Annotated in this window: 10 protein-coding genes and 1 tRNA gene; 8 read left to right on the forward strand and 3 right to left on the reverse strand. The window is 45.1% G+C overall.

What is annotated here, in order from left to right:
• The first annotated feature begins 28 nt into the window (after positions 1 to 28).
• The 5 genes from D9Y29_RS10500 (at position 29) to D9Y29_RS10520 (ending at position 7322) form a co-directional block, all read left to right on the forward strand.
• Positions 29 to 820, forward strand: coding sequence for a hypothetical protein (locus tag D9Y29_RS10500; RefSeq protein WP_127127786.1), 792 nt, complete (start codon positions 29 to 31; stop codon positions 818 to 820).
• Positions 821 to 832: 12 nt separating this feature from the next.
• Entirely contained in the window at positions 833 to 2065 is a 1233-nt protein-coding gene (locus D9Y29_RS10505) for a DUF4185 domain-containing protein (protein WP_127127788.1), read from the forward strand.
• Position 2066: 1 nt separating this feature from the next.
• Complete coding sequence (locus tag D9Y29_RS10510) at positions 2067 to 3572, forward strand: sialate O-acetylesterase (protein ID WP_127127790.1); 1506 nt, start codon at positions 2067 to 2069, stop codon at positions 3570 to 3572.
• Between the two features lie 15 nt (positions 3573 to 3587).
• A complete protein-coding gene (locus D9Y29_RS10515; protein ID WP_127127792.1) occupies positions 3588 to 6290 on the forward strand; it encodes a GH92 family glycosyl hydrolase in 2703 nt (900 codons plus the stop codon).
• 177 nt (positions 6291 to 6467) lie between these two features.
• On the forward strand, positions 6468 to 7322 hold the full coding sequence (locus tag D9Y29_RS10520) for an ROK family protein (RefSeq protein WP_164735355.1): 855 nt from the start codon (positions 6468 to 6470) through the stop codon (positions 7320 to 7322).
• Position 7323: 1 nt separating this feature from the next.
• On the opposite strand, the gene D9Y29_RS10525 is transcribed toward D9Y29_RS10520, so the two are convergent.
• Together D9Y29_RS10525 and D9Y29_RS10530 are read right to left on the reverse strand one after the other, a co-directional pair.
• Entirely contained in the window at positions 7324 to 8292 is a 969-nt protein-coding gene (locus D9Y29_RS10525; protein ID WP_127127796.1) for a Kelch repeat-containing protein, read from the reverse strand.
• 165 nt (positions 8293 to 8457) lie between these two features.
• Positions 8458 to 10752, reverse strand: a complete 2295-nt coding sequence (locus D9Y29_RS10530; protein ID WP_127127798.1) for an FUSC family membrane protein — start codon at positions 10750 to 10752, stop codon at positions 8458 to 8460.
• 210 nt (positions 10753 to 10962) lie between these two features.
• Between D9Y29_RS10530 and D9Y29_RS10535 the strand changes: the two genes are divergently transcribed.
• Positions 10963 to 11035: transfer RNA gene (locus tag D9Y29_RS10535), tRNA-Lys, on the forward strand.
• A gap of 329 nt (positions 11036 to 11364) precedes the next feature.
• Here D9Y29_RS10535 and D9Y29_RS10540 read toward each other — a convergent pair.
• Positions 11365 to 13041: a recombinase family protein gene (locus tag D9Y29_RS10540; protein WP_127127800.1), complete on the reverse strand. Its 1677-nt coding sequence runs from the start codon at positions 13039 to 13041 to the stop codon at positions 11365 to 11367.
• 122 nt (positions 13042 to 13163) lie between these two features.
• Between D9Y29_RS10540 and D9Y29_RS10545 the strand changes: the two genes are divergently transcribed.
• Together D9Y29_RS10545 and D9Y29_RS10550 are read left to right on the forward strand one after the other, a co-directional pair.
• Entirely contained in the window at positions 13164 to 14477 is a 1314-nt protein-coding gene (locus tag D9Y29_RS10545) for an AAA family ATPase (RefSeq protein ID WP_206513758.1), read from the forward strand.
• Positions 14462 to 15157, forward strand: coding sequence for an RloB family protein (locus tag D9Y29_RS10550; protein WP_127127802.1), 696 nt, complete (start codon positions 14462 to 14464; stop codon positions 15155 to 15157). Before D9Y29_RS10545 ends, D9Y29_RS10550 begins: the two co-directional genes overlap by 16 nt.
• Positions 15158 to 15159 lie beyond the last annotated feature (2 nt).

The following is a 15159-nucleotide window of genomic DNA, read 5'->3' on the forward strand; positions in this document are numbered from 1 at the left end:
TTTATCTAAAATATTAAATCTAACGATCATGCGCCTATTCCCATTTACACTGCTGATGGCAGTCTGCCTGTTTGTTTTCACAGGTTGCGATAAGGATGATATCGATCCCAATATTCCCAGGCTGGATTTGTCTACGGACTTTATTGTGAACAAATCAACCAAAGATATTGAAGTAACGCTTGATATGGTTGTGCCGGACGGGGTCAAATCTCTGGCCATCACCAAAGGTGTAAACCTGCAGGCCGATACAGATTATGGTACAGAAATGGTGGATCCTGCTGCTTTAGGTGATAACAAATATAGGTATGTATTCCACTACACCTTGCAACAAGCTGAGATTGATAAACTGGTCGGTTTCAATTTCAAATTGACAGACAATCTCGGTAGAGTAACGGAAAAAGACCTCACGGTTCACACGGAAGCCAGTGGCGCGGAAATTATCTATTCAAGAAAATGGAAGCTGATCTCTACTCTTCGCATTACAGCTACACCTCCGCAAGAAGAATTGAACGCATGTGAACCCGACAATATTTACACATTCAATGGAGATAGTTCCATGAGCGTGAATTTTGGAGCTCCTGGTTGCGGATTGGAAGGCCTTAATGTATATGATAAATGGCAATTAAGTGAAGATGAAAAAACGTTTCAATGGGAATACTACAACCTGTTCAGCCCTGCGCAGCGAACTGTAGAAGTATATAAGGTGAGGAGTATCTCCAGTTCCCAATTGGTTATGGATATTGTGATTGACCTCTCCTGGCTTGGCCCTCCTTATACGGACAAAGAGCAATTCGTTTATACTTTTATTCCTGCACCATAATACTGTAGTAAGATGGAAAATGTAAAAAGGAACGTTCTATTTTCGGTTGCTTCACTGGCTTTCGCATCCCTCCTCATGAGCGGCTGCACCAGCAACACGGAAAAACCAGCTGAAGAAAAGAAGCAACTCAGCCTGGATTCCGTTTCCTTCACTGCTGAAGAAGCGCCCGAATGGAGCCGCCTCTTCAAACGCACTTTCGGCTGGTTCGGTGGTGACGGCATCTTTGCCGTAACCCGTGACGGCCGCGAGAACCCCAATTCATCAGCCGGCAGCGAAACCATCATCTGGTTCAGCGATACCATGCTGGGAGAGATCGGCGAAGATGGCAAACTGAAACCAGGTTACGAAATGATCCATAATTCCATTTCTGTACTGAAAGGATCGGAACCCGACAGTAACCGCATCAATTTCTACTGGCCGAAAGAAAATGGAAAAAACAAATCACTCTTTGTACCCAATACACCCGGAACCGGTTCGGATGAATATTACTGGATGGGAGATGGGTTCGTGAACCAGGCTAAGAACAATGATCTTTATATTTTCGGCTATCGAATCAAGGATACACACGATGGTTCCCCTTTTCCATTTAAGGAAATGGGCAATACACTGGTGGTATTACCAGGCAATAGCCAGCCGCCGTTCACTACTCAAAGACAGATCGATATTCCATTTTTCCTGGGAAAAAGCGTAGACAGTACCGGTTCTTTCGGCGCAGGCATTTATGTGAATACGAAAGAAGCTGGCGCTTCCGGTCCCGATGGCTATGTATACATCTATGGTATCCGTGGCATGAAGAAGGAACTGATGATCGCCCGCGTAGAGCCCGCTTCCATAGAGGATTTCGGCCAGTGGCGTTTCTTTGATGGCAATGGCTGGACCAATGATCTCACGAAGATCAAAACGGTTACAGACAGTCTTTCCAATGAGCTGGGCATGATGAGGCTGGATGATGGCCGCTATGCGCTGGTATTCCAGGAAGAAGGGGTAGGAAGATTTGTGTCCATGCGTTTGTCCCATTCTCCTGTTGGCCCCTTCGGAAAAGTGATCAGGCTCTTTGATTGCAGCGCATCTGTTTCAATGGACAAGGACTTCTTCCCATATAATGCGAAAGTTCATCCTGTGCTCTCGAAGCCCAATGAATTGCTGATCAGTTATAACGTGAACTCTTTCGACTTCTTCAATGATGTAAAAGAACATCCGCAATTGTACCGTCCACGTTTCGTTCGTGTAAAAATAAACGACTAATATGCGCGCTCTGATACTTTATACAGCATTCTCTGGCTGGGCTGTGTTTGGCGGCCCGGCCGCTTTTGCTGCTCCTCCATCGTTCACCCTGGCAAACACCATCCAGTCTGATATGGTACTGCAACAGGCAAAGCCCTTTACCGTATGGGGTAATGCAGCAGCAGGTACAAAGATCGAAGTGCAGGCGGACTGGATGCAACAACCTGTTTCTACAACGACTTCACAACAGGAATGGTTAACCGCAATACCGGTTCCCAAAGTGAAGCCCGGTGATTTTACGCCGCATACCATCCGCATTTCCTCAGGTAAGGATACTGTTTGGCTAAAGAATGTTCTGATCGGGGAAGTGTGGGTGTGCAGCGGACAAAGCAATATGGATATGGAACTGAAGCCCTTCATTCCCTGGCTCCGCGGTGTAGTGAATTTCGAACAGGAGATCCAACATGCAGATTACCCCGCGATCAGGTTGTACAATGTGCGAACTGATTTTAAATCGAAGCCGGAGCGTGATTGTGTGAATGGTTCCTGGAAGATCTGTTCTCCTGCAACTGCAGCGGACTTTAGCGGTGTGGCCTACTTCTTTGGCCGGGAATTGTTCCAGCAATTGAACATGCCGATAGGTCTCGTGGTAAGCAGTGTAGGCGGTTCCAGCTGCCAGGCATGGACCAGCAGGGAAACCATGGAGACTGATCCCGAACTGAATCAAAAATATCTGTACCCATACGATACCAGCGCCCGCGCTAAGGAGCCGCTGGACTCCGTAGTTACTTTCGAGAAAGTGGTTCGTCCCACATTGTTCTATAATGCCATGATCTATCCGCTGCGTCACCTGAGCATCAGCGGCTTTCTCTGGTACCAGGGCGAAAGTAACCGCTTTGAAAGGGAATCTTATACAAAGCTCACCGGCGCCATGATCGGCAACTGGCGAACACTTTTCAAACAGGGCGATCTGCCATTCTATTACGTGCAGGTGGCTCCATTCAAATGGGAGGGCGATACTACCTGGACCAACTACTACGCTTATTTCCGGGAAGCGCAGGATAAGGTCCGTGGCCGGCAGAAGAATACTGATATGGCTGTGATCCTAGACCTGGGTGAGGCCGATGACCTCCATCCGCGGAACAAACAACAGGTGGGGGTCCGTCTGGCTAAGATGGCTTTGAACAATCAATACAGGAAGTCGCGCGTACATCAGGGGCCTGCTTACAAAAGCATGCGTGTGGAAGGGGATTGGGTGAAGATCACGTTTGCCACAAATGCAGGGCTTACTACCAATGATGCACAAGCGCCATTACACTTTTATATTGCAGGTGTAAACAAACAGTTCCATCCTGCCAAAGCGGAGATCCACGGAAATGAAGTATGGGTAAGGGCTGCAGCTGTTCCCAAACCAGTTGCTGTCAGATACGCTTTTACCAATTACCCGGTAACCAATTTATGTAACAAGGAAGGTTGGCCTGCTTATCCGTTTCGTACAGATAACTGGCCTGAATCATCCAGACAATAAACTCTTTCGTTTGCCATGAAAAAATATTTCCTGTTTTTTATTGCAAGTTTTTTGGTTGAGGTTCTGATGGCCGGCCCTGGCAATATCGCTCCGAACGCCACTGTTACGGTTTCTACTTCAAAGGATGGGCCTTTCGGAAGTGGAAACGTAACAGATGGCCGGATCGGTATCGATGGCATTGGCGAATGGGCCTGTGAAGGTGTTACTACAGATTGGGGCTATATCCGGTTTCCCTGGGTACAGCTTGAATGGAAAACGCCGCAGGTGATCAACCGCATAGTGCTGTATGATCGTGCTTCATTGAAGGAGCATATTGCCGGAGGCAGGCTGGAATTCAGTGATGGCAGCCGGATCTGGGTGAACCAACTGCCCAATGATGGTACGGGAAAATCCATTTCTTTCCCGGATAAAACAATCTCATGGGTAAAGTTTGTTGTTACGGATGGCAATGGAAGTGATCTTGGTTTCTCCGAAATAGAAGTGTATGAATCGCCTGTACAAAGTAAAGATTATGTGAGTTGGGTGGATCCTTATATCGAAACCAACCGCGGCCGTTATATTTTCTTCATCACCGGCAACAGGCCATTCGGTATGGTAGGAGCTGCACCGCATACACGCAATAAGAACCAGAACGGTGGTGGATATAATTACAACGAAGATCATATCCTTGGATTTGGTCAGATCCATTGCTGGATGTTGTCCGGCGTTGATGTGATGCCGTTAGCTCCATCAGTTGATCCCACTCAAGGCCCCGCTGCCTGGAAAGCCCGCTTCAATCACGATGATGAAATAGTACAACCTGGCTATCAGCGTGTATTCCTCCATGAGCCGAAATCCTGGGTGGAGCTGACTTCCACGGATCGTGTGAGTTTTTATCGATTTACATGGACGCAGGATATGAAAGCGCGCATACTTACCAACCTGGGTACACATGTGAGCAGTGCAACCATGGCCAATGCGGATGTAAGGAAAGTGAATGATCATGAGATCGAAGGTTCATTCAGTTCCGTCAATCGCTATTGGGGCGGCCCCAAAGATGTGAAGATATTTTTTGTGATGCAATTCGATAAAGCAATCGGCGAGCTCGATGGCTGGAAGGGAAGTAAAGCCTTAAAAGATATCAGCAGGATACAAGGCGACAGCGCAGGGTACACTGCCGCCTTCAACGTGAAGGCCGGCGACCAGGTGAAGATGAAGATCGCCATCTCTTACACAACCATCGATAATGCCAGGAAAAACCTGAATGCAGAATGCAGTAGCTGGGATTTTGATAAAGTGAAAAAAGAATCACAGGAAATATGGAATGAGTGGTTGGGCAGGATGGATGTGCAGGGCGGAACTGTTGCGCAAAAAGTGAAATTCTATACTGATCTCTGGCATGTATTGCTGGGCAGACATAAGATCAATGATGTGTCAGGGGATTATCCTGATCGCACAGAAGGTAAGCGCGACGGTACTTTCACCGATGCCGTATTCAAAATAAAAACAGTACCGAAGAATACCGATGGCAGTCTGAAGTTCAATATGTACAACTCCGATGCCTGGTGGCTCACACAATGGAACCTGAATGTATTGTGGGGGCTTGCATGGCCTGAAGTGCAGGATGAAATGAGCGCCAGCATGATCGAATATGCGAATAATGGAGGACTTCTCCCAAGAGGTCCATCAGGTGGGGGGTATTCATATATCATGACGGGCAATCCTGCCGCCAGCCTGATCGTAAGTACTTACATGAAAGGACTGCTCACCAAAGCAGATCCTGTAAGAGCCTACGAGATCATCAAACGCAACCAGATGCCCGGCGGCATGCTGGGTGGCGGTCCCGGCGGAAGGCCGCAGGATGTGGAATTCTATATCAAAAAAGGATGGTGGCCCGGCAATGCAGGCATTACAATCGAAGCTGCATTCCAGGACTGGGGCGCAGCGCAGATGGCGCAGAAACTCGGAAAGAAAAAAGATTACAATTATTTCATGAAGCGTTCCACCAGTTGGAAGAACTGCTTCGATACAACACAGAAATTGCTGTTCCCGAAAGATGCGAATGGCAAGTTTCTCCATAACAATCCTCTCAGTGGAGATGGCTGGGTAGAAGCCAATGCCTGGCAGGGAAGTTTTGGCGTGTCTCATGATATTGCCGGCCTTGCAAAATTGATGGGAGGGGGAAATGTGTTGTGTGAGAAACTTAACCACGCGTTTGAAAAAGCTGCTGCCAGTGATTTTGTATTTGCCTATAACGATGGTTATGTCAGCTATGCCAATCAGCCTGGCTGTTCCAATGCCCATGTGTTCAATCATGCCGGCCAGCCCTGGCTCAGCCAGTACTGGGTGCGCAGGGTGAAGGAGCAGGCCTATGGCGGCGTTACACCTGATATGGGATATGGGGGGCATGATGAGGACCAGGGACAAATGGGCGGCGTGAGTGCGTTGATGGCTATCGGTTTGTTCAGTCTTACAGGTAATGAGGCAATAGCGCCCACCTATGATATTACTTCGCCTGTCTTCGATCAGGTTACTATCAAACTTGATAGCCGTTATTATAAAGGCAAACAGTTTGTGATCAGAACGCATAACAACAGTGTTGCGAATTGCTATATTCAGCGCGCAACGCTGAATGGCGCCAATCAGCAACAGGTGAGCTTCCCGCATGAAGCGTTTGCGAATGGAGGAGAGCTGGAGATTTGGTTGGGAGATCAGCCTAACAGAAGTTGGGGTAACTAAATAATGGAACACAGGGGCTGACTAAAAAGTGCGGAGAGCTGGCAGTCGCTCGCCTCCGGCGAGTGACGGATATTTGTTCGCCTCCGGCGAACACAGTGTCGCCAGAGGCGACAAAATTCAAGTCACTCGCCGGGAGGCGAGCGACTGCTCCCCGGTTAAATGCAATTGAAAAAAATTATGAAAGTCCTCGGAATAGATATTGGTGGTTCACATATCAGCGCCTGCATGGTGGAGCTGGACGATGCCCGTTTTTTAAGGGAAACGGAAGTCCACGAAAAAGTTGATCCTTCAGGTTCTTCTGAAACCTTGATCAGCGCCTGGGCTGCTGCAATTAAAGGAAGTTTTGCAAAAGCGGGTGAGCCTGTGGGTTATATCGGGATTGCCATGCCCGGTCCATTCGATTATGAGAATGGGATTAGCCTGATAACCGGTCTGCACAAATTTGAATCACTGTATGGGCTTAATGTAAAGGAATTGCTGGCTGATGCCTTACAGATCAGTGCTGATAAAATCCGCTTCATCAATGATGCTTCTGCCTTCCTTTTGGGAGAGATAAAAGGTGGTGCAGGTAAAGGATTTGCCAATGCTGCCGGCATCACGTTGGGTACCGGTCTCGGTTCTGCCGGTTATTTCTTTCATAATCTACAGGATGGCGATCTCTGGTGTACGCCATTCAAAGCATCCAGGGCAGAGGATTATCTCTGCACCAGGTGGGTGGTCCAGGAATACAAAAGACTTTCCGGTAAAGACATTTCAGGTGTAAGAGATCTGATGCAGGAAGATCACAGGAATGAACATGCGAAAAAAGTATTTGATGTATTCGGGCAGCACCTGGGCGAAGTATTGCTGATGAAATACCCGCCTTCTGTACAGGATGTGGTGGTGATCGGTGGCAATATTGCAAAGGCATGGGATTGTTTCATACCCGTAGCACAACAGTATTTTGAATCACAGGGCGTAAATATGAACCTCCGGCCTGCAGTGCTGGGGGAGGATGCTGCCATCATGGGCGCCGCCTGTCTCTGGAGCTAGATCAGCCTGGAATATATTCGTACAGTTTTCCTTTTGTGGTGAAACCGAAAATTTTGTCGTTGTACCTGTGCAGGTATGTAATGGGGCCTGATGCTGTCTGCTCGGGTACTTTGTTCATTTCTCTCCATTTATTGGCAGTTGGGTCGAACTCGAACAATTCTTTATGCTGACCCAATACATAACCTTTACCATTAAGCGTAAAGGTTATGGCATTTTCAGCCCTTTGCATTTCAACCGGGAACTGCGCAATGTTGGTTGTTTGCTGATTGGCGGGATCATAAACTGCGCAGTCTTTGGTGAACACGCTGCCTGGTACATAATTATTGTAACCTGCTCCGAAATGGAGTTTGTTGTTGAGCAGGAATGCAAATCCACTGCTGCCGCAATTGGCGCCAACCTGGTTATAGCTCTGACTCCAGGTTTCTGTAGTCAGATCAAATACATACACTCGTCGCTGGATGGTTTCGTTCCCCTGTCTTTCATCGATCTGTAAAGTAATGTGCAGTTTTCCATTATGAATGAACGCTGTGCCATCACCTCCTGCAACCGGGCAGTCGGGTAATCTACGCCAGGGATTGGAAGCTTCCGGATCAAATTCCCACCAGTCGCTAAGGAACATGCCTGCTCCATATCGCCCGTTGCCAACATAGGCTTTGTTGTTGTATACGGCTACCGCGCAGGCCCATCGTGATTCGAAGCCGGCAGGTAAGGTGAAAGTGCCTGTCCAGTCCTTTCGCGAAAAATCATAGATATGCAGGTCTCCGTCAGTACTGCCGAAAAAGCCTTTGTTGTTGATCACGAAACTCCATTTGGCCGTTCCGATATTCCTTTCCCGGCCGCTGTTGATGGCTTCCCATCGGTCCTTGGGTGGCGGCGGGTTTTCATTTTTATCTTTTTTACAATACGAGCCGGTGAAAGCTATCACCAGTGTGCAGATTGCGATACATAGTTGATCAGGTAGTTGTCTCATACAATCAGGTTATGCTTGTTAAGTGGATACCTGACAACAAAATTGGGTGGACTGTTGGGTGGGGATATGTTAAAATGGGCCGGAATGTTGGAAAGCCCGGCCTGGAATGTAGTGTTGGCTGGTTAAGGTGTTGGTTAGAGATATGATGGAAAAGCAGAACGAATATCAGGATGCCTGTGGCTCAGCAGCATCGCGGGTCCTGGAGAATTCGCGGAGTTTTTCGAGTATCTTTACCTGTTCTGCCGTGATGGTGCTGATCAGCTGGAACTGGTCCGTGATGGCTTTGAGGTCGGAGAGTGTTTTGCGAACGGAATGCTGTTCATCTTCTTCGAGTTTTTTGCCACTCATTTCTTCTCTTCTGATCCCGAGCAGTTCCAGTACTTTCTGACGGATAGGATCTTCCATCAGTTTTTGTTTTGCAACGGAACTGGTACGGTTATCCAGGATAGCCGTTGCCAGTTCAAACTGTGCTTCCACCTGGTTTACGAGCGGCTGAAAATCCATCGAACCATATTGTTGCCCTGAGCGATGCGCATAGTAGGATAATGATGCAATGCCAGAAGTAAGTAAATGAGATGTGGCAACAAACTGGTGATAGTTTTCCAGATTGTATTGCTTGCTTTTGGGTTCAGACATCATTCGTTGAAAATGGTCAGACATATTGGCCAGGGCCACAAAAGCGCCTTTTCGCGCCACTTTATAATTGGTGATATCGAAACCGTTGCCGGTAAAGGCTTTGGACACCGTACTGAAATAAGACCGGTTGGCTAAAATGGATTGTTCCAGGTAAGTGGCTATCTGTTCTTTTTCCCAAACGGGAAGCACAAACGAAGATGCGAGGAATGCGATCATGCAACCGATGGCCGTATCTATCACACGATCGTGCAGCACCACACCCAGGCCACTGGGATTGAGAAAATGAAAACTGATGATCACGTAGAGCGTGATGCCTGCAGAGCTGACAAGATAGTTCAGTTTCAGCATGCTGTACGAAATGATCATCGCCAGCAGCATGATGATGAACAGGATAGTAGTGTCTTCCGTGATGAAGATGGCGGCAAAGCCAAGCAGGGCGCCGGTAATGGTGCCGATGATCCGTTGCCCGTTCCTTTTTTTCGAAATGCTGTAAGCGGGTTTCAGGATGGTGGTAATGGTGAGGAGGATCCAGTATCCGTGCCCGAGCGGGAACAATAATGAGATCACGTATCCTGCTATCAGCGCAAGTGTGAGGCGGGCGGCATGCCGGAAAGTAGAGGATTCAAGCGACAGGTTGTCGAACAGCAGGTTGGGGTCCAGTTCCTGCCGTGTAATGAAACGGTCCAGGTGCATTTCCCTTTTCGGTTGGTTCTTCAATGCCTTGCTGATGGATCGGTCGTAGCTCGTGTATTGCGAAAGCACCTTGATACGTTCCGCCAGGTCCTGCAGGCTGAAAAGGATATGCCTGAGTTTGATGAACCCTTCGATATTGTCTGCATTGAGTTTTTTATTGCGCATGGAAAAGAAAGCGTCCCTGGCATTCTCAATGAGGCGGTCGATCCGCTTTTCATTTCGGTAGGGAAGTCCGTCCTGGATGGCGAGGCCGATATCGTTGAGTGTATCCGCCATTTCGAGTATGGTACGGTGATAGACCTGTAATATTTCCTCCTGTTCAAATTCCTTGTGCAGCGCTTCATAATCCTGCTGGGTGGTCATGATCCGTTCGAAGAGATCGATACTGTCAAGGAACATCTGCATCAGCACACGGCCCTTACTGGTAGACTCACGTACAACACTACGCGCTTTGAACAGCATTTCGCGCAGCTCATCCTGGTGCTGGTGAATAGCTATCTGGTGACGCATGAGGGAGCGGTACAGTTCCTTGTATTGTGGACCTTTTTGGTAGAAAGCGGCTTTTACATCAAGGTATCTTGCAGTTTCCATCAGGCTTTCGCCGAGGAGCTGCTGAATGAGCTTGTAGGGGCGCAATGTATGGAGCAGGAGACTGAGTACAGCATACCAGAGGCCTCCTGCGGTGAACCAGCCTGCATTGATGAGGATATCCCTGAAATCGTTGCCGGCAGGAGAGAGGTGGGCATCGATATTGAAGATGAAAACCAGTAATGCGATAGAGCCAATGGAGTTGGCGCGGTTTCCGTATACGCCTAACAGTGAGAAGAACATGCTGAAGGCCACCAGCTCGATCCCGATCATCCAGGAATGCCCGCGACTGAGCCCGGCAATCAGGGCCGCCACAAAATTGAAACCGATGCTGAGGAAGATGGCATTGCGCCTGTGCTGGATGGGGCCTGGATTATCGGTGAAGCCAACGCAGAGCGCGCCGAGCGGTACGGCCATCATTGAACCCAGTAAACCGTATTGGTAGAGGATGAGCGCAGGAATTACTGCCCCTGCTGTAATACGAACGCCGGTATACAGGTACTGACTGCTGATAAATTTCCGAAACTCCTGTGCATAATCCATAACTCCAATTCAATACAAACTTAAGTTTAAATGCTTTTTAAATAGATGATCAATTGAGCCAGAAGGAGATGGTTTGAAAAAATCTTTAAAAAAAGGAATAAAAAATTTGGTGCGAAGTGTTTTTCACTTACTTTTGCACTCCCAACGACAAACGCACAAATGTCTCAGAGGTCGTTTAAGATCAAAGAGTTGTGTGTTATGAAGGTGGAAGATTCCGTAGCTCAGTTGGTAGAGCAATACACTTTTAATGTATGGGTCCTGGGTTCGAGTCCCAGCGGGATCACGAAAAGGGACAAAATGAAATTTTTCATTTTGTCCCTTTTGCTTTTCAGCAAATACCTAATTGCCAGATACTTTTATATTTCTTATTTCCCTTTGTAATGAATAACTTTCAATGACACTCATTTCATACATCGAACCAAAATCCGTAATTGCCAGTTATCTTAATTGACTTAAAACAAGCCCATTACAGGAATTTTCTGAGCCCAAAAAACACATTTATGTCCATAGTCCCACAGGGATGACCACCTGGGACTCGAACCGTTCTAAATCATTAATTGACACTAAGTTTGATGAGAAAATTCGAGATACTTGAAATTTACATCGAACCACTTAATCGTAATGATTGTAGGATAAATCCGTATTATTAAGAGAGAGTTGACCTTTGTAAAACTCAATTGTAAAGTTGGCGAGGTCATATAAGAATAACAACGTATGCTGAACCAGCAAAGCCGAAGGCTGCATTTCTCTTCGTCGCTCTATTTCGATGATCAGCTTATATTCTGATGACAGTTCATTCAGTTCTACTAAATTGGGTTCATTAGTTACTGGCGTTTTTATGAGATGATTATAAATGATCTTTACACTATTTTCAAGCAAATTTCTAAAGCAGTTCTCATTCCATAATATCGGATTTCTAAACAGTAAAGCGATTAGCCGTCTTTTTTGATCAATGTTTGCGTTCTCGTATATGTAATCAAGGGAAGACAGTGCTTCTGACATTGCGTCGAGTCTTCCTTCCCAAAGTTTTAGGGAAATAGAAGCATTGTCGATTTTACGTTTCAGCATTCCCGTTTTTATCTGGCACTCTTTTTTGAGTTTATAATATTCCGACGCATCAATATCCCTTGATAGAAGTAGTGAGCGTGCTGTTATCATGTGATCCCCTAACTCTTCAATCTTTTTGATAGTGCGATGTTGATTGATCATGGTCAAGAAGGAAGAAGCCTTGTAATTTTTTCTAAGAATTGACTGGAATAATGCATTGTATTCGGCATTGGGTTTTAATGATTTTATTATGCTGATAAAGGAATCATGCACTTTTTCAGTTCTTACTCTGAAGCCACAAGTACAGTGATAATAAAAATACCAATTCGTTCTCCCCTTTGATCTGCTGCCTGTCAATCTTTGAGAACAACGAGGGCAATAAAGAAATCCCCTGAAGGGTAACATTTCATTCGCTATCTTTTTGCTTACATTCGTTATTATTCTGCTTTTGTTTTTAAGGACATCTTGTACTTTGTCAAAAAGCAGTTGCGAAATGATTTTTGCATGTTTCCCACTTACCGTCTGTGGTATAACCTGTTTCCTATCTATGATGATTTTTCCGCAGTAAACCGGATTTCTAAGTGCCTGACAGAAGTTATTTAGAGAACAAACCAGACCCTTTTTTACAGTCATTCGGTGGATTTCGCGGATACTGAATAATCCCAGGCTAACCTGTTCAAATGCTTCCCGCATCAATGTCGCCTCAGGTTCTTGTATCGCTATATATTTTTCTCCGGTGGCTGATTGCGTATTTCGATATCCGATAGGAGCACTTCCCATCCATCTACCCATCGCACGCGCTTTTTGCATCTTCTCCTTTACATTCAAGGAACGTATATCATTTTCTACTTCAGGCGTTACCAGGTAAATTGCCAGGATCATCTTGTTTTCAGGAATACTTATATCCAATGGCTGTTCTATGGCTTGCGGAATGATATTTATATCCTGAAGCTTTTTAATCATCAGGTAGGCTTCGGCTATATTTCTGCTAAACCTGTCCCATTTAGTAAAAAGAACATAATCCGGTCTATTGGCTTTGTGGGTTTTGTAACCCATCAATAAAGAGGACCATGTTGGACGTTTGAAATTCCTTGCGGGAAAATCCTCAAAGTAGACATTTTGAACTTGGATACTATTTATCAGGCAATGTCGACGCAACACGTCTTCCTGATATTTTACTGAAAATCCTTTTTCAACTTGCTCGTCTGTGCTTACGCGAATGTATAAATCTGCGGTCTTCATTGTGCTATTTTTGACGGCAATTAATTTAATCTTGGAATTACTGGATGTAGCTATTATCCTCTTATTGAGCCAATTCTAATTTTATGAGAAATATTCTCATTTCCTAATAAAAATTTGTATTTTTGAGAAATTTTCTCAAAATGCTAATAGAGTTTTCGGTAGCTAATTATTTGTCATTCAAGGACAAAACGACTTTAAGCCTTCTTTCTACCTCAATTAAGGAGCATAAGGATAAGAATATATTTTCCACAGAAAGACATGATCTGCTGAAAGGGGCTGTGCTATATGGAGCCAATGCCAGTGGGAAAAGCAATTTTATCAAGGCAATGTCCACTATGCGAAGGCTAGTTCTTTTGTCTTTTGAAAAATCTTCCACTGAAGAGTTAGGAATCACGCCATTTCTTTTAAACACTGAAACAGAAAATGCTCCTTCTTTATTTGAGGTAGTTTTTCTTATTGACAATATCCGTTATCGTTATGGATTTGAAGTAGACGATACGGCTATACATGCCGAGTGGTTATACGAAGCAATCAAGCAATCAGAAAAACCGCTATTTATTCGCGAAAAGGATGGAATTGAGGTAATGGAAAAATCTTTTCCTGAGGGAAAAGATCTGGAAGAAAGAACAAGAGATAACGCCCTTTTTTTGGCAGTCATTGATCAATTCAATGGAAAAACAGCAAAGAAGATCATGCAATGGTTTAGCAATTTTATTACAGTATCAGGGTTAAGTCATGAAGGTTATAAAGCTGTGACTTTTGGGCTGCTAGAGGACAAAAAAAGTAGGCCTCTTCTATTGGATTTTTATAAAAAGCTGGATTTAGGATTTGATGATATTACCACGGATAAAAAGCCTTTCGATCCCAAGGAACTACCTGAAGATATTCCTGAAAGCCTGGTGAAACAACTCATAACAGACCTTCAAGATTCTTTCCGGATTGATATCAGAACCATCCACAAAAAGTATGATGCAAAGAATAAGGTTGCAGGGAATGTGGAGTTTGATATGCGAAGCCAAGAATCTTCCGGAACGAACAAGCTATTCAATATCTCAGGACCTGTATTCGATGTATTGAATGATGGGGGCGTTTTAGTTATTGATGAACTTGATGCCAGTTTGCACCCTTTGCTGACACTTGCTATCACGAAGTTGTTCAATTCTGCAGAATTCAATCAAAAAAATGCTCAACTGATTTTTGCTACGCATGATACAAACCTTTTGAATTATGGGAACTATCGCAGAGATCAAATCTATTTTGTAGAGAAGAATAAATACGGTGCATCCGAAATGTACTCGTTAGTTGAATACAAGGAGGAAGGTAAAACCATTCGAAAAGACCGTTCTTTTGAGAAAGACTATATCGAAGGTCGTTATGGAGCTATTCCTTTCATTGGAAATCTTTCAAATGTTGTAAAGGAATGGCAAGAAAGATAAAGATACCCAATGAACACCTCAAACGCTATGCAAGGCAGGAACAGAAGCGAAAGCAGGATGTTCGTAACAAGCGTATGTATTATCTTATAGTGTGTGAAGGAGCAAAAACTGAGCCTAATTATTTTGAAGGACTTAAACAGGATCTTCCCAAAGGTGTACTTACAGCCTACCAGATTGATATAGAAGGCACGGGGCGAAACACACAGTCTTTGGTAGAAGAGGCTGAACGTTTAAAAGCGGTGTATGAAAAAAATACAGAGCGGGCAATAGATAAACTATGGGTAGTATTTGACAAAGACAGTTTTGATGCCGAAAGTTTTAATAATGCCATCAACTATTGCAAAGCACATGCAATTGGCTGCGCCTGGAGCAATGAAGCATTCGAGTTATGGTATCTGCTGCATTTTCATTATTACAATAATGCTATCAGCCGAAAAGACTACCAGGATTTGATAGAAGAAAACCTGCAGCCCTTTTTAGGTGACGAATATCGCTATCAAAAAAATAGTGTAGAGATGTATGCCTTGCTTAAAGAGCATGGCAGCATCGAAGGCGCCATTCGAAACGCTAAAAATCTGGAAAGAAATTTTGCCGGAAGGCAAGATTATGCCAATCATAATCCTTGCACTATGGTCTATAAACTGGTGGGAGAGTTATTAAAATTAAAAGAAGAAGAATAAAC

The organism is Pseudoflavitalea rhizosphaerae, from assembly GCF_003991355.1.
GTDB lineage: Bacteria > Bacteroidota > Bacteroidia > Chitinophagales > Chitinophagaceae > Pseudobacter > Pseudobacter rhizosphaerae.